A 15694-nucleotide genomic window follows, 5' to 3' on the forward strand; every position below is an offset into this window, starting at 1 on the left:
TCAACATGAAACGTGTCAGTCTTACCCAATACCTGGTTGAAGAACAGCGGCTCCACAACACTATTCCGGCCGAACTGCGCCTATTGATCGAAGTGGTTGCGCGCGCCTGCAAGACCATCAGCCACGCCGTCAGCAAGGGCGCGCTTGGCGAAGTGCTCGGCAGCGCCGGCAGCGAGAACGTGCAGGGCGAAGTACAGAAGAAGCTGGATGTGCTTTCGAATGAAATGCTGCTCGAAGCCAATGAGTGGGGCGGCCACCTCGCTGCGATGGCGTCGGAGGAAATGGAAACCATCCACCCGATTCCGAACCGTTATCCGAAGGGCGAATACCTGCTGCTGTTCGATCCGCTCGACGGCTCTTCCAATATCGACGTGAACGTTTCGATCGGTACCATCTTCTCGGTACTGAAAGCGCCGGAAGGCATGAAGGAACCGAACGAAGAGGCGTTCCTGCAACCCGGCAGCAAGCAGGTCGCTGCAGGTTATGCAGTGTACGGCCCGCAGACCGTGCTGGTGCTCACCACCGGCAATGGCGTGAACTGCTTCACCCTCGATCGGGAAATGGGTTCGTGGGTCTTGACACAGCGCGACATGAAGGTCCCGGAGGAAACCAAGGAATTCGCGATCAATGCCTCGAACGCGCGCCACTGGTACCCGCCGGTCAAGCGCTACATCGACGAACTGCTTGCTGGGAAGACCGGCCCGCGCGGCAGGGATTTCAATATGCGCTGGATCGCCTCCATGGTGGCCGATGTGCACCGTATCCTCAATCGCGGCGGCATCTTCATGTATCCGGCCGACGCGCGCGAACCGGACAAGCCGGGCAAGCTGCGCTTGATGTACGAAGCCAATCCGATGGCGTTCCTCATCGAACAGGCCGGCGGCGCCGCTACCAATGGCAAGCAGCGCATCATGGACATTCAGCCGCAGAAGCTGCATGAGCGGGTGGCAGTATTCCTGGGCTCGAAGAATGAAGTGGAACGGGCGACGAGCTATCACATGGAGTGATGGCCGGTTCATTCACAAACAAAGGGCCAGCCTTTCGCCGGCCCTTTTTTCATTCCGTGTTCATGTTCAGGCGCGAAGGGAAGCGTTATTGCTCGGAAATGAATTCTTGTGGCGAAGCAAAATTTTATCTGAATAACTGTTCTGGGGCGGGAATGAATAGGGATCGCGATGGCGTGCCGTATGAATTGCAGTTATGCCGTTGGTAATCTCTCATTTTTGTAGTTCTGCTATGGAAGTAATTTCAGAGGTTGCCAATTTTTCATTCAGGGAAATCCCCTTCATCATGCTGCCGGCAGAGCTCGGAAGAGTCGCGTGTGCATTCGATCGCAGATTGAACTAAGCTTGCGCGAATCATGTATTCGCAAATCTTCGAAACCAGGGGCATCGCCGAACTGGCCTCCTTTATCGAACGTCATGCCCGCGTGCTGGTCTTGACCGGTGCCGGCATGAGCACGGCTTCCGGCATTCCGGATTACCGCGACCGGGACGGTGTGCGGCGCGGCAAGGCGCCGATTCAAGGTCCGGAGTTCCGCACTTCCGATGCGGTGCGCAAGCGTTACTGGGCCCGCAGCATGGTCGGCTGGCCGGTTCTTGCGCAGGCAAGGCCCAATCCAGGGCATCGTGCTCTCGCTGCGCTGGAAGCGGAGGGGCGGATCGCAGCTCTCGTGACGCAGAATGTCGATGGCCTTCATCGGCATGCAGGAAGCAACAGTCTCGTCGAACTGCACGGCAATATCCATTTGGTTGCATGCCTGGAATGCGGCGCGCGCATCTCGCGCGAATTCATGCAGGAACTGCTGGAGGAAGCCAATCCGCACATGGCGAATGCGAGTGCGATGCCTGCTCCCGATGGCGATGCGCATCTTGAACCGGAATACCTGGAGGATTTCCATGTTCCGCATTGTCCGCACTGTGCGGGCATGCTCATGCCGGACGTGGTGTTCTTCGGCGACGGCGTGCCGCGTGCGCGGACCGAGCAGGTGAACCGGCAGCTGGAGCGCGCTGATGCGGTGCTGGTGGTAGGCTCTTCGCTGATGGTGTTTTCGGGTTATCGACTGTGCCGGGATGCCGCCGTGTCAGGCAAGCCGGTTGCCGCCGTCAACATGGGAAAGACGCGTGCCGATCATCTCCTGTCGCTGAAAGTCGAAGAGCGGTCGGAATACGCCTTGCCCTTGCTGGCCGCTCTTTTGTCATCCGGCTAGGCACTTGCAGGCACGAGCAGAAATCTTTGTTCCTCAATTCACCAGCTTGTCACGCCGGGCCAAGGCGGGAAACAGCCTGATCCACAGCGCGACGATCAGCAGCGTTCCCAGTCCGCCGATCAGCACCGAAGGCACGGCGCCGAACCAGCCGGCTGTCATGCCGGATTCGAATTCGCCAAGCTGGTTCGACGCGCCGATGAAAATCGAGTTGACCGCGCTTACCCTTCCGCGCATGGCGTCCGGCGTATCGAGCTGCACCAGCGACTGGCGGACCACGACGCTCACCATGTCGAATACCCCCGTCAGGGCAAGCGCAATCAGCGACAGAAGAAAGGAACTGGACAAGCCGAATGCCAGGGTGGCCACACCGTAGAGTGCGACGGAGCCGAACATCACCTTGCCGGCATGGCGCTGAATGGGATTGTTCGCGAGGTAAAGCGACATCAGGAGCGCGCCGACCGATGGCGCCGAGCGCAGCAGGCCAAGTCCCCACGGACCGACATGCAGGATATCTCGGGCGAAGATCGGCAGTAGCGCCACGGCCCCGCCCAGGAGCACCGCAAACAGGTCGAGCGAAATCGCGCCCAGCACTTCCTGGCGCTGCCAGATGAAGGAAATCCCGGCGAACAGGCTTTGCAGCCCGACCTTCTCGCGTGCGCGCGGTGCCTGTTCGAGCCGGATGAAGGACAGGGCGCCGAGTGCGGCCAGGAAAAGCACACCGCAAACCATGTACACCATGTGCGTTCCGGCCACGTACAGGAATCCTCCGAGCGCCGGCCCAGTGACGATGGCAGCCTGGGTACCGGACGAGATGGTCGCAAGTGCGCGCGGCAGCGCCACGGCCGGCACGAGTTGCGGTGCCAGCGCCTGCTGGGTCGGCATCTGGAATGCCTTGGTCACGCCCAAGGCAATCGAGGCAAGCAGGATCGCATCGCGGGTCAGCCAGCCCCCCAGCGTCCCGGCAACCAGGCCGGCGACGACCAGCAGCTGGCCACCAAGGCACCAGGCCAGGATGTAACGCCGGTCGAAACGGTCGGCGGCCTGCCCGGCAATCAGGACCAGGACGAGCGAGGGCAGGAATTGCGCCAGGCCTACCAGGCCGAGGTCGTAGGCGCTATTGGTGATGTCATACATCTGCCAGGCGACTACTACCATCATCATCTGGTTTGCCATGGTGCTGGCAACGCGGCTGGCAAAGAAAGACAGGAAGGAGCGGTGCTGGAATAGAGGATTTGTCATCGGGTCAAGCTGGGACGTGCAGCCGCCGCAGCCATTGCTGAATCCGTATTTCGCGAGGCCGGCGCGGGAGATCGGATTGTATCGGTTTCGCAGGTGGCATGCGGACTGCGCGGGACGGAATATTCGAAGCCATGATATGGTGGCGACCGCATGAGCAATATGCCAATTCTTGCTGCACCTTCGTCATCGTCAGATTGCATAGGATCGAACAATGCGTCCCACAGACCTCTGTCTTGCTTTGCTGGTTGTCCTGGTATGGGGCGTGAACTTCGCCGTGATCAAGACGGGCGTCGCCGAGGTGCCGCCGCTCCTGCTCGGAGCGCTGCGCTTCATGCTCGCCGCCTTTCCCGCCTTGCTGCTGGTGCGCGCGCCACGAGTGCCGTTGCGCCTGTATCTCTTGTACGGCATGACGATCTCGGTAGGGCAGTTCGCCTTCCTGTTCAGCGCGATCCACCTGGGCATGCCGTCCGGGCTGGCGTCGCTCGTGCTGCAGTCGCAAGCCTTCTTCACCATGCTGTTCGCCGCGCTGTGGCTCAATGAAAGCTGGCGTGCCAATCAACTGGCCGGACTGGTGCTCGCCGCAGGCGGCCTGGCCCTGATAGGCTCGACGCACGGGCTGTCCATGCCATTGACCGGATTCCTGCTGACGCTCGCGGCGGCATCCATGTGGGCTGCCGGGAATATCGTCACCCGCCTGGTGAGCCGCCATGGCCCGATCGACCAGCTGGGCTTCGTGGTATGGGCCAGCCTGGTGCCGCCGCTGCCCTTCCTCGGTCTGTCCCTGCTGCTCGAAGGGCCGGCGGCCATGACTGCGGCATTGTCGACTCTGAGCGTGCGCTCGTTCGCCGCAATCGCTTACCTCGCCTGGGCAGCCACGCTGTTTGGCTACGGCTTGTGGACACGGCTGCTGTCCCGCTATCCGGCGAACCAGGTGGCGCCGTTCAGCCTGCTGGTGCCGATCGTTGGACTGAGCACCGGCTGGCTGGTATTTGGCGAAGCACTGCAGCCCATCCATTTCGCGGGCGGCGCCTTGCTCATGCTGGGCCTGGTGGTGAATCTCTTCGGGAATCGCGTCAGGCTCTGGCTAAGGGCGCAGGATTGAGGAAATCCGCCTGCTGCGGAAATTGTCCTATTTCTCGCGCAAGGGAGTCAGCAGGAGTTCCTTCGTGAAGTTCAGTTGCCGTTTGCGGGCCTTGTCGTCATTCAGTTCCCATAGCAGGGACTGCGCCAGCTGAAAGCTGTACAAGGTGAATGCTCGGTTCGCCGCTTCCGTCTTGCCGAAGCCTGCTTCCTGAAATCCGCGCGTGTAGTAAGCAAGGCGCTGCTGATCGACCTCCCGCACTGCTTCGCGCGCCATCTCGTCGCGGCGCGCCCATGCCCGGATGGCGAATTCGATCATCGCCGCGCGCCGCGCGGTGAGGCCGTGAAAGGGAAGGGCCAGGATCTCGGCGAGCGCCTCTTCGGCTCGGAAGGTCTTGCCTTCAAAGGTGCGAAGAACCTGGGCAGTGGTTCGCTCATGCCACCGTCTCAGCAGCTTCGTGAGCAGGTCGTTGCGATCCTTGAAGTGGTAATAGAAGCTGCCGATTGTGATGCCGAGCTCCCGTGCGAGCGATTCGACGCGGACGGCATCGATGCTTTTGCTGACCAGCAGATCGGTTGCGGCATCGATCCAGTCGTCCGGGGTCAGGATGCGCTTTGTTCGGGTGCGACGTTGCGACTCCGGTGTTCTTTTCTCGGACTGCACTCCAGTTTCCTTCCTTGAGATAGCGCAAACTGTTGTCCGCATGCGGGCCGTGTTCAATGTCACCGGTTCGTGGCGCAGTCGCGTGGAAGCCGCTGATTATAGTTCATGACTTCGCAGGCCAAGCTCTACTGAAGGCGATCCGCGCAGCTTGCGTTTGTTCCAGCTCAAGAAGCTTGTCCGGATCTTCCACCTTCAGCCAGGGTCGAATGCTTCGCAGGCTCGCAAAGCATAGGGGTGCCTATTTCGGGATGGATGACCCTGTGCTAGGATGGTCTTGCCCATGTTCGGCCACCATGCTTCGCAAGAAAGCGGTGCCGATCCATCTTCAACGGCAGAAGCCAGCAAGCTGCTCCGATATCGCCGGTTCCGGCCGGAACAGCTCCCAGTCAAAGATCGTTCTAAGTATCACATGCAGCAGTTCGGATGGCAGCCCGGTGCTTCGGGTAGCCATAGTGCGGCCGGAGCTATGACGCAGAGGCAGTAGAGTGCCTGAATGTGGCTGCGTGATGCGGAAGGAGAGGCGGTGCAGGTGTTTTTCAAGGGAGTTCCATAAAAAGCATACCCACCATTCTTTTTCGAGGAGACCCAATGAAACAGCATTTCCTGAAATGGCTTGGCGCCGTTCTGGTCGCCATCTTCACCCTCCCGGTCGCATCGCTCGCTGCTGGCTATACCGAGACCAGGTACCCGATCGTGCTGGTGCATGGCTTGTTCGGCTTCGACAATATCGGGCCGGTCGATTACTGGTATGGCATTCCCGATGCATTGCGTGCCGACGGTGCGAAGGTGTACGTGGCGCAGGTCTCGGCCGCCAACAGCACCGAAGTGCGCGGCGAACAATTGCTGTCTTATGTGAAGCAGGTGCTGGCGGCCACCGGCGCGCAAAAGGTGAACCTGATCGGCCACAGCCATGGCGGCCCCACCGCCCGCTATGTCGCTTCGGTGCGTCCCGACCTTGTCGCATCGGTGACCAGCGTGGGCGGCCCGAACAAGGGCGCGGCACTGGCTGACATCATTCGCGGCGTGGCGCCTGCCGGATCCTTTACCGAAAATGTGCTGGCCTCGGTCGTCAACGGCTTTTCGGCCATGATCGGCCTGCTGTCGGGCGACACCACCAAGCCGCAGGCTTCCGAAGCCGCACTCGATTCGCTCACCACCGCCGGCATGGCCAGGTTCAATCAGGCCCACCCGGAAGGCGTGCCGACTACGGCCTGTGGCGAAGGCGCTTACCAGGTGAATGGCGTGTACTACTTTTCCTGGAGCGGCGCGCAGCCCTACACGAATGTGCTGGATCCGATGGATGCCAACCTGACGATGACTGCGCTTGCCTATGGCTTTGCGAAGAACGACGGACTGGTCGGCAGCTGCTCCAGCCATCTCGGCCGTGTCATCCGCGACGACTACGGCATGAACCACATGGATGAAGTCAACCAGACGATCGGCCTGGTCAACATTTTCGAAACCAACCCCAAAACGGTCTATCGCCAGCATGCCAACAGGCTGCGCGGACTGGGCCTGTAAGCAGCCATGACGAAACGGCATCTGTTTTTCTGGGTGGGAGTGGCGGCGCTGGCCGCCGCCATTTTCATTCCCATGTGGGTCCGGCCTGACACGCCGCCGCCGAAGGAAGCTTCGGAGCCGGAGTATTTTCCGTTTGTGCGTTCCCTCGAGGGAACGCATCCGGACGGCGCTGCCAGGGTCGCTGCCGATGACCGGCTGGTAGTCGACGCGCAACTGGTGCAGCTGTTCGACTATTACCTGGCGGCCGTCGGCGAAAGACCGCTGAACGAGATCCGCCAGCAGATCGAACAGGAACTCGACCGGCGTCTTAAGCCGGCCGCCGCCCTGGCCGCGCGTGACGTGCTGGGCCGCTACATCGAATACAGGACGGCTTTGGCGGCGCTGGAAAGGAATCCGCAGCTTGCTGGAAATGGACTCGACGCGATACGCGCAAGAATGCGGGCGATGCAGGATATGCGTACCCGCTATTTCAGCGCAGCGGAGAGCAAGGGCATGTTCGGCTACAGCGACGCTTACGATCAGGATGCGCTTGCGCGCCTGGAGATCAGCCGTGACAGCTCGCTCACCGAAGCGCAGAAACGGGAAAGGCTTGCGGCACTCGACGCTGCCATGCCGGCCGAATTGCGGAATGCGCGGGAAGCGCCGCTGCAGATCGTCAGGCTGCAGGAGTCCGCAGACAGGATGCGTGCGCAGGGAGCGGGCGACGACGACGTATACCGCATGCGCGCGTCGGCGCTGTCTCCGGAAGCTGCCGCACGGATGGCAGAAGTCGACCGCGAAGAGGCGGCCTGGAAAAGCCGGATCGCTACCTACCTGGCCGAACGCAGCATGCTCAGTGACCCGGCGGCGATTGAGGATTTGAGGAACAGGATGTTCGATCCCAATGAACAGAAGCGGCTGCCTGCATATGAACAGTGAGATGGGGTTGCAGGCCGCCTGTTGAAGCAGTCGGCTTCAGAATGAGGCCGGCACTTCGCTTCCTGTGCGTGATATTCGAACCGCAGTTCGCAGGTCTTTCTGAAACTGTCCGGACAAGCATCACCATCTGTATCAGCCTCATGCTGGCGGGGCAAGAACGAAATCGCCGAGGCAGTACTCGATTCCCCATGTCTTGTTCCTGCACCGCTCTGCCCAGGATTGCACGCCTTGCGCCGCAAGCTTCAGCATGGGACAGTTGATGCGCAGGGCTTGCACGAGAGACTGGAAATCAGGATCGGCATCTGCAGGCGAATCGAGGATGAGCATGTTCGCCGCGCGCAGAAGCGGCGTGTCCACCGATGCAGTGACTATTCCGGTCAAAGCCGTGCGGCAGCCGAACTCCCTTATGGCGGAAAGGTGTGCCAGCAATTCTTCGTCGCGCATCTCCGCATCCCGTACATCGATCAGCAGGAAGGCGTTGGATGCCCACAGCGAACGGTAGCGCCGCAGCACGAGGCCTTCCGGGGTGACCGGAACGATGGCGGTGCGCCGTTGCGCGAACTTCACGATGCCTGTGTCGAGCAGGGCCTGATAGAACAGCGGTTCAGGAATCTTATTGCCGGCAGCAAGCGTTGCCGGAACAAACCGGTAACCGCACAGGCGATTACGGGAATCGATGACTTCCTCGCGCAATATCAGATCGTTGGGATCGACATCCGCCATACCGGGCCGGGAGTCGGGGCTGCCGGCTGGCGTGGAAACGATATAGTCGCTGCCCATCAGGGGCGAGTGCTGATCCGAGAAGAAGCCACCGATGAAGCCGAAATGCTTGAAGTGGCTGAACCATTGCGGAATTTCGAATGCCATAAGACGCCTCTTCGATTCATTGCAGGCGAAATGGGCCGGGACAACAAAGGCCGTGTACGGCGCTGCCTCAAGCTCGACTCGGATTGTTCTGCTGCGGGTACGGCATGAGCAGCCATCAATATTGCATAGGATTCGTGGTCGAATTCATGCGAAGTGAATCATGATTGTTTTCGCTCAAGCTGCGACAGGGATTGCCCTATAGGCAAGCAGCAGTACGCGCCGGAGCGGCAGGCGAAGCGGGCTCCGGAAGTACAGGACGGTTGGTAGCGATTCGCACAGATGCGTGCGTACTCCGGGTATGTGCTGACCCGTCGGACATTACACTGCGGATACCTGAACAGGCAGCGCTCGATGTGCCGTCAGCATCGGGAAAGGACAGGGGCCGGTAGACGGTGTCCTTCAAGAAAACGCATAAACATCCATCGCCAGGATGCCATACTCGAAACTGCTATGCAGGCGTTCCACTTTGGATGTGTTCCCTGCGACGCCCATTGCGACGTAAAGCGGCAGCAGGTGCTCTTCGGTCGGATGGTTGCGCTCGGCGTGAGGTGCCTGGCGGCGGTAATCAAGCAGGGCCTCGCGCTGGTTGTCTCGCAGCATGTTCATCATCCAGGTGCCGAAGTCGCTTACCCAGGCCGGTACCGGCGCGTCGATGTCCTGCCCGCGGAATTCATAGAGATTGTGGGTGAGCGAGCCGGAACCCATGATCAGGACGCCATCCTCGCGCAGCGGTGCCAGTGCTTCTCCCATCTTTGCATGGACTGCCGGCGTGGCGCCGCGCAGGACCGAAACCTGCGTGACCGGTATGTCCGCGTCCGGGTACATCAGGCGCAGCGGCACCCAGGCGCCGTGGTCCAGTCCGCGCTGCATGCTGCGCTTGGTTGCAAAGCCTGCCTGCTCCAGCAGGTCGGCGGCTTGCGCCGCCACTTCCGGTGCGCCTTTGGCCGGATACTGGATCGCGAACAGGGCAGGCGGGAAGCCGCCGAAGTCATGGATGGTCTCGGGTTGCGGCGCGAGGCTTACGGCCGGGCCGCCCAGCGATTCCCAGTGTGCCGAGGCGACGAGAATCGCTTTCGGCCTTGGCAGGGTTTTTCCGAGCTCCAGCAGGAAGCGGCGTGCCGGACTGTCGGTAATGGCCAGCATGGGCGAGCCATGGGAGACGAAAAGGGCGGGTAATTGGGCCATGATGGTTTTCCTGATCAACTGCGATGCAGCAGGGGCTTCTCGTGAAGGTGCGATTCCTTCTCGAGGATAAACGCTCTATTCCAGCCCTGGAGGAACGAGGACGCTGCGATCGCTCAGAACGAAGGATATGCCAATCCGGGCCGGTGCGTTCAAGGTGCTGCTTCCGAATGCAACAGCACTTATCTTGTCAGGCTGGGCTCGGTTTTCAGCATCTTGATCAATTCCTTCGCCGCTTCTTCCGATGAAGCCGGATTCTGCCCCGTGATCAGGTGGCCGTCGACGAGGACATAGGGCTGCCAGTCTGGTCCCTTGGAATACATGCCGCCGTTTTTCTTGAGCTCGTCTTCCACCAGGAAAGGCACGACCTTGGTCAGCTGCACGGCTTCTTCCTCGCTGTTGGCAAAGCCGGTGACGCGCTTGCCTTCGACCAGCGGCCTGCCATCGCTGCGGTGCGCATGACGGAATACCCCGGGCGCATGGCATACCGCGGCAACCGGCTTGTTCTCGGCATACAGGGTTTCGATCGTCAGGATCGATGCGGGGTCTTCGGCCAGATCCCACAAGGGCCCGTGCCCGCCGGGATAGAACACGGCAGCGAACAGGTCGGGATGGATGGCGGCGAGCGGCAGGGTCTCGGCGAGATTTGCCTGTGCTTCTTGGTCCTGCTTGAAGCGCTTGGTTGCAGCGGTTTCTGCACCCGGCTCATCGCTTTTCGGATCCAGCGGCACCTGGCCGCCCTTGGGCGAAGCCAGTGTCACTTTCAAACCGGCATCCTTGAACACATAGTACGGCGCGGCAAATTCCTCCAGCCATAGGCCAGTCTTTTTCCCCGTGTCGCCGAGCTGGTCGTGCGAGGTCATGACCATCAGGATGTCCATGTTCTGTCCCCTGCCAAGAGTGAGTGACAGGATATGGAGTGCGGGGCGGGGCTAAAGTTCGTGCAGACAGGATGGCGCCGGCGAGGCTCCGGCAGGGCAAAGAAAAGCCGGGCATCGCGGCACGATGCCCGGCTGCAGCAGACAGACTCAGTACGGTGCTTTGCCGCTCAGGCCAGCCGAGTTCGGCTGGAATTGCATGGACTTATATTCCAGAAACTCTTCCATGCCGTACGGTCCCATTTCGCGGCCGTGCCCCGAGTGCTTGTAGCCGCCGAAGGGTGCGAACAGGTTGAAGCTGCCGCCATTGATGTCGACTTGGCCGGTGCGCAGCCGCCTTGCCACTTGTTGCGCGCGCTCGTCGCTGCCGGCCCAGACGCCGCCGGCCAGGCCGTAGGGCGTGCCGTTGGCAATCTTCACCGCTTCATCCTCGTCGCGATAAGTAATAATGGACAGCACCGGACCGAAGATTTCTTCCTGGGCAATAGTGCTGTCCGGCTTCACGCGGCCGAACACTGTCGGCTGCACGTAATAGCCCTTGGGCAGATCAGCCGGCGCATCCGGGCCGCCGCACAGGAGTTCTGCACCCTCCGCTATGCCCTTGCGGATATAGCCGCGCACGCGCTCGCGCTGCGCTTCGGAAATCAGCGGGCCGAGCTTGGCCGCGCCGCCGAAGGGATCGCCGATGGTGAAATTTTTCGCGATCTCCACCGCAATTTTGGCTGCTTCCTCATAGCGCGAATCCGGCACCAGCATCCGGGTATGCGCCGAGCAGGTCTGCCCGCTGTTGAGGAAGCAGGCGTTGATCGTGCCCTTGACGGCCGTCGGCAGGTCGGCATCGTCCAGGATCACCGATGCGGATTTGCCGCCGAGTTCCAGCGCCACGCGCTTGACCGTGGCCGAGGCGACTTCCGAGATGCGCTTGCCGGCGCGTGTGGAGCCGGTGAAGGACACCATGTCCACGTCCGGATGGCGCACCAGCGCTTCGCCGACGACCGGGCCGATGCCGCTCACGAGGTTGAACACGCCGGGCGGCACGCCGGCCGCGTCGATGATTTCGGCGAGGATGAAGGCATTCAGCGGCGCGACTTCGGACGGCTTCAGCACGACTGTGCAGCCGGCAGCCATGGCAGCGGCGACCTTGGCGGTGATCTGGTGCAGGGGATAGTTCCAGGGCGTGATGCAGGCGACCACGCCGACCGGCTCGCGTACCACGCGCGAATTGCCGGTCGTTTCTTCCCACTGGAATTCGCCGGCCAGCTTGGCGTAATAGCCGAAATTGGCGATCGGCGAGCCGACCTGGATCTGCGCCGACAGTTTCAGCGGCATGCCGACTTCGCCGGCGATGGTCCGCGCCAGTTCTTCGCTGCGCGCCTTCAGGCCTTCCTGGATCTTGCGCAGATATTCGCCACGCGTCGCGGGCGCCGTCGTGCTCCAGGCATCGAAGGCAGCGCGCGCTGCCGCGACGGCGGCATTTGCGTCGTTTTCATCGCCTTCGGGAATGCGGCCCATGACTTCCTCGGTCGAGGCATTGATCACATCGATCCTGTTGCGGCCGGAAGGGCTGACCCATTTGCCGTTGATGTAGAGGGTGTCGCGGTTGTGCATGTTCTTCGTCTCCATTCGTTGATACGGTGCTGCGCTTGCGGCGGGTTTTGCATGCTAACACCGGAAGCGCTTCTTCTCAGGACAGTCCGGGTTCCTTGCTATCTGAAAATGATCACGCCGCGCGCATTGCGCCCCGCGCTCAGGTCGGCAAATGCCTGCGGCGCTTCATCGATGGTGTAGGTGCGGGTAATCAGTTCGTCGAGCTTGAGGCGATGGTTGCGGTAGAGGCCGATGAGGCGCGGGAAATCCTCGCGCGGCCGGGCCGAGCCGAAATAGCTGCCGGTGAGCGTCTTTTCGCCGAAGGTCAGGCTGGCAGTGCGGATCGAGGTCATGTCCTTCGGGCCTGCGACGCCTACCACCACCGCCGTGCCGCCCTTGCGCAGCACGCCATACGCCTGCGCCGCGATCTCGCCGAGGCCGACGCATTCGAAGGCATAGTCGGCGCCGCCTTCGGTCAGCTTGGTGATCGTCTTGACCACGTTTTCTTCATTCCTGCTGTTGACCACGTGGGTTGCGCCGAACTGGCGGGCCATCTCCAGCTTTGCATCCGAGGTATCGACCGCGACGATCATGCGCGCACCGGCAATCGCGCAGCCCTGAATCGCGTTCAGTCCCACGCCGCCGCAGCCGAACACCACCGTGACGGAACCGGGATCGACCTTGGCGGTGTTGACCGCCGCGCCGACGCCGGTCATGACGCCGCAACCGATCAGGGCCGCCTTGTCGAGCGGCACCTGCTGGTCGATCTTGACCACGTTGTCCACATGCAGCGTCGCGTACTCGGCCATCACGCCGCAGCCCGAAAACACATTCAGGGGATTGCCGGCCAAGTCGCGGGTGCGCACCGTGCCATCGGGCAGGGTGGTCATGGCCTTGCCCGCCTGGTCGCACAATTGCGGCCGGCCGGTCTGACAGTAGCGGCACTTGCCGCACATGCTGACGAAGGAACTGACGACATGGTCGCCCACCTTGTAATCGCTTACGCCTTCGCCTACCGCGACCACTTCGCCCGCGCCTTCATGGCCGAGGATGACCGGCGGCGGGAAGGGGATCGTGCCGTTGGTTGCCGACAGATCGCTGTGGCATACCCCGCACGCCGCCAGCCTGATCATGACTTCACCGCGGCGCGGCGCTTCGACGATGATTTCTTCCACCACGACCGGTTGGTTGATTTCGCGGCAGATGACCGCCTTGGCCCGTTTTTCCATGTGTCTCCTGTTGTCGTTGGATGAGTGAATTGCGCGCTTGCGCAGGAAGGGAAAGGTTCCGATGTCCTGTATTTTCCCGCAGTGCGGGATTGCTTTAAGTCGGCAGCTGTTGAGCTGCGTCAATATCTGGCAGTATCATCATGTTACTTTTGCAACAAAATAGTTCCACGCGGCATTTTCAAGGCTTGTTCGAAACGGGAAGTTCAAACTAAAACTACTTACGGAGACGCTATGTCAGACACGACCAAAGACCGCCGTCGCACTTCTTATTCCGGACTGGTTGAGTCGGCCATCCGGTCGGCTACCAAGCTGGCCTCCTCCCACGATTCCACCACGCGGACTCTGGCCAATCAGGTGGTGTCGGACCTGGTGCTGCTGCGCCGCGAACTGCCGGCGCGCCGCCAATACGATACCAAGACGCGCAAGGCTTGATCGCCGTGCCCGGACGGAGGGCCTCAATCCTTTGGATTGTCATTGCCCATGCGGCGCGGGTCCGGTCCGTTTTCGAGCTTGCGCACCACGCCTGCCTGGTCGAAATAGACCGTCATCATCGAATCCCAGGCATTGTCTTCCTTGTAGGGATAGGACCATGCTTCCAGTCCGGTCGCTGAAAAATGCTGGATCAGGCTGGGCGCGCCTACCGTCTTCAGCACATCTTCCTTGCGCACTTCCCCGGGCTTGATGCTGGCGAATCTCTGGCTCGTCAAGACCTGCTCATAGGATTTCAGCCTGCCGTCGGCGCCGATGCGTGCCATGTAGGTCATCTGCCCGAACGGGCCCTGCATGTATTCCAGCAGTCGTTCCTGGCCATCCTTATAGGTATGAGTGGGTTTGCCGAGGCGGGCGATCACTTCCGATTCGGCCTCGCCCGGCTGTACCGGTGGAGCCAGCAGGCTGGCGCAGGAAGCAAGGCATGCCGCGAGCAGGGAAGCGGATAACAGCTGGAACGCGTGTTTCATGATGTCTGCCGTAAAAGCTGTGGAAAGACTGGAAACCTATCATTATCGTGCGGGACTGGCTGGCCGGGTACTGATTTTTCGGCGATGGCGCGGTTGCGCCCGGCCTGGAAGGCAGGCCGACCGTTCTTGCGTTAGAACGGTCCATCGGCATTTTTTTCAGGCTTGGTATATTTCTTAACAGAAACATATGGTATTTTCCTGAAAACCTGAAACTCCGGACCGCTTTGCATGATCCGGTGGTTTCCCGATCCGGCTGCCACACGTCAGATGCGCAGGCATCACTGCAATACGGCGCAGCCATTTAATGCATCTTCGAGACAGATAGATCATGACCACGACAATCCACGGGCCTGGTGGCAGGGAGCAACTCATCGAGTTGCTCCTGCGGCAGTTCGTGGTCGACGGGGATGAAGGCGTGGCGAACCGGATCGCGGACAAATGCAGGACGCAAGGCTATGCGCCGGGCGCGGAATTGATCAGGCAGGGCGACAGCGGCAGCGATATCTTTCTGATCCTGACCGGGAGCGTGTCCATCGTTGTGCATGGACGTGAGGTAGGGCAGCGCAGTGCCGGTCAGCATGTCGGCGAAATGGCCCTGGTCAATCCGAATGCCCGCCGCACTGCATCCGTAATTGCGAAGGAAGAAGCACTGGTTGCCATCCTCAGCGAGCCGGATTTTTCGGCCATCGCCGAGAAGGCGCCGAAGCTGTGGCGCCGCCTGGCGGGCGAGATGGGAAGCCGGATCGGACAATACAACCAGCACGAAGCCCATCTCGAGTACGCCGCCTTTCACGATCCTCTGACTTCTTTGCCGAATCGCAATCTGTTTGCGGACCGCTTCAAGGAAGCGACCGCAGCTACGCCGCGCGGCGACGGATGCGCGCTGCTTTACCTCGATCTCGACAGGTTCAAGCCGGTGAACGACACCTACGGGCATGCCACCGGCGATCAGCTCCTCAAGCTCGTCGCCCAGCGCATCCGTGGCAATGTGAAGCCGACGGATACCGTGGCGCGTTATGGCGGCGATGAATTCGTCATCCTGCTCGCCGGTGCCGGCGGGCGCGAGAATGCGAGCACAGTCGCCGCGCGGCTGGTGCAGGATCTCAGCCGGCCGTTTACCGTCAACAGCATCAAGCTTTCGATTTCCGCCAGCGTCGGCATTGCCTTTTATCCGGATCATGGCCAGGACCTGGACATCCTGATGCAGCGCGCCGACCTCGCGCTCTATGAAGCGAAAAAGGCAGGGCGCGACACCTACCAGCTGTCGGAATAAGTTACTTTTCCTGGCACAGTCCGCCCCTGCGGAAGTCCGCGTCCCGACGGGCTCTGCCCGATACGATAAAATTCCCCCTCCACTGCGA

At 61.1% G+C, this 15694-nt stretch carries 16 protein-coding genes; 8 read left to right on the forward strand and 8 right to left on the reverse strand.

Going from position 1 to position 15694, the window contains the following annotated elements; genetic code table 11:
• The first annotated feature begins 5 nt into the window (after positions 1-5).
• The 3 genes from HGHM_RS03110 to HGHM_RS03115 all read left to right on the forward strand — a co-directional run bounded on the left by HGHM_RS03110 (position 6) and on the right by HGHM_RS03115 (position 2209).
• A complete protein-coding gene (locus HGHM_RS03110; RefSeq protein ID WP_019140042.1) occupies positions 6-1007 on the forward strand; it encodes a class 1 fructose-bisphosphatase in 1002 nt (333 codons plus the stop codon).
• Between the two features lie 62 nt (positions 1008-1069).
• Complete coding sequence (locus HGHM_RS23865; protein WP_407635404.1) at positions 1070-1213, forward strand: excalibur calcium-binding domain-containing protein; 144 nt, start codon at positions 1070-1072, stop codon at positions 1211-1213.
• A gap of 147 nt (positions 1214-1360) precedes the next feature.
• Entirely contained in the window at positions 1361-2209 is an 849-nt protein-coding gene (locus tag HGHM_RS03115; RefSeq protein ID WP_019140043.1) for an NAD-dependent protein deacetylase, read from the forward strand.
• Between the two features lie 33 nt (positions 2210-2242).
• Here the strand turns inward: HGHM_RS03115 and HGHM_RS03120 are convergent, their stop codons facing one another.
• Positions 2243-3448, reverse strand: coding sequence for an MFS transporter (locus tag HGHM_RS03120; protein ID WP_019140044.1), 1206 nt, complete (start codon positions 3446-3448; stop codon positions 2243-2245).
• 211 nt (positions 3449-3659) lie between these two features.
• On the opposite strand from HGHM_RS03120, the gene HGHM_RS03125 reads away from it, so the two are divergent.
• Positions 3660-4550 carry an EamA family transporter gene (locus HGHM_RS03125; RefSeq protein WP_026075655.1) on the forward strand — a complete coding sequence of 297 codons (891 nt, stop codon included), beginning with the start codon at positions 3660-3662 and terminating at the stop codon, positions 4548-4550.
• A gap of 27 nt (positions 4551-4577) precedes the next feature.
• Here the strand turns inward: HGHM_RS03125 and HGHM_RS20465 are convergent, their stop codons facing one another.
• A complete protein-coding gene (locus HGHM_RS20465; RefSeq protein WP_019140046.1) occupies positions 4578-5192 on the reverse strand; it encodes a TetR/AcrR family transcriptional regulator in 615 nt (204 codons plus the stop codon).
• A gap of 588 nt (positions 5193-5780) precedes the next feature.
• Here HGHM_RS20465 and HGHM_RS03135 point away from each other — a divergent pair.
• Positions 5781-6713, forward strand: a complete 933-nt coding sequence (locus tag HGHM_RS03135; RefSeq protein ID WP_019140047.1) for an esterase/lipase family protein — start codon at positions 5781-5783, stop codon at positions 6711-6713.
• 6 nt (positions 6714-6719) lie between these two features.
• Entirely contained in the window at positions 6720-7631 is a 912-nt protein-coding gene (locus HGHM_RS03140; protein ID WP_019140048.1) for a lipase secretion chaperone, read from the forward strand.
• A gap of 138 nt (positions 7632-7769) precedes the next feature.
• Here HGHM_RS03140 and HGHM_RS03145 read toward each other — a convergent pair whose 3' ends face one another.
• The 5 genes from HGHM_RS03145 to HGHM_RS03165 all read right to left on the reverse strand — a co-directional run bounded on the left by HGHM_RS03145 (position 7770) and on the right by HGHM_RS03165 (position 13374).
• Positions 7770-8498 carry a hypothetical protein gene (locus HGHM_RS03145; protein ID WP_019140049.1) on the reverse strand — a complete coding sequence of 243 codons (729 nt, stop codon included), beginning with the start codon at positions 8496-8498 and terminating at the stop codon, positions 7770-7772.
• A 399-nt stretch (positions 8499-8897) separates the two neighbouring features.
• Positions 8898-9683, reverse strand: coding sequence for a DODA-type extradiol aromatic ring-opening family dioxygenase (locus tag HGHM_RS03150; protein WP_019140050.1), 786 nt, complete (start codon positions 9681-9683; stop codon positions 8898-8900).
• A gap of 179 nt (positions 9684-9862) precedes the next feature.
• On the reverse strand, positions 9863-10561 hold the full coding sequence (locus tag HGHM_RS03155) for a type 1 glutamine amidotransferase domain-containing protein (RefSeq protein ID WP_019140051.1): 699 nt from the start codon (positions 10559-10561) through the stop codon (positions 9863-9865).
• Between the two features lie 147 nt (positions 10562-10708).
• Positions 10709-12166: an aldehyde dehydrogenase family protein gene (locus HGHM_RS03160; protein ID WP_026075656.1), complete on the reverse strand. Its 1458-nt coding sequence runs from the start codon at positions 12164-12166 to the stop codon at positions 10709-10711.
• A gap of 98 nt (positions 12167-12264) precedes the next feature.
• A complete protein-coding gene (locus HGHM_RS03165; RefSeq protein WP_019140053.1) occupies positions 12265-13374 on the reverse strand; it encodes a zinc-binding dehydrogenase in 1110 nt (369 codons plus the stop codon).
• Between the two features lie 231 nt (positions 13375-13605).
• Here HGHM_RS03165 and HGHM_RS03170 point away from each other — a divergent pair, with 231 nt between their 5' ends.
• The gene (locus HGHM_RS03170) at positions 13606-13806 is read left to right on the forward strand and encodes a hypothetical protein (RefSeq protein ID WP_019140054.1); all 201 of its coding nucleotides are present in this window, start codon (positions 13606-13608) and stop codon (positions 13804-13806) included.
• A gap of 23 nt (positions 13807-13829) precedes the next feature.
• Here HGHM_RS03170 and bamE read toward each other — a convergent pair whose 3' ends face one another.
• On the reverse strand, positions 13830-14333 hold the full coding sequence (gene bamE, locus HGHM_RS03175) for an outer membrane protein assembly factor BamE domain-containing protein (RefSeq protein ID WP_019140055.1): 504 nt from the start codon (positions 14331-14333) through the stop codon (positions 13830-13832).
• 328 nt (positions 14334-14661) lie between these two features.
• Between bamE and HGHM_RS22120 the strand changes: the two genes are divergently transcribed.
• On the forward strand, positions 14662-15606 hold the full coding sequence (locus HGHM_RS22120) for a GGDEF domain-containing protein (protein ID WP_019140056.1): 945 nt from the start codon (positions 14662-14664) through the stop codon (positions 15604-15606).
• Positions 15607-15694 lie beyond the last annotated feature (88 nt).

Source organism: Noviherbaspirillum massiliense JC206 (assembly GCF_000312045.1).
GTDB classification, from domain to species: Bacteria; Pseudomonadota; Gammaproteobacteria; order Burkholderiales; family Burkholderiaceae_D; genus Noviherbaspirillum; species Noviherbaspirillum massiliense.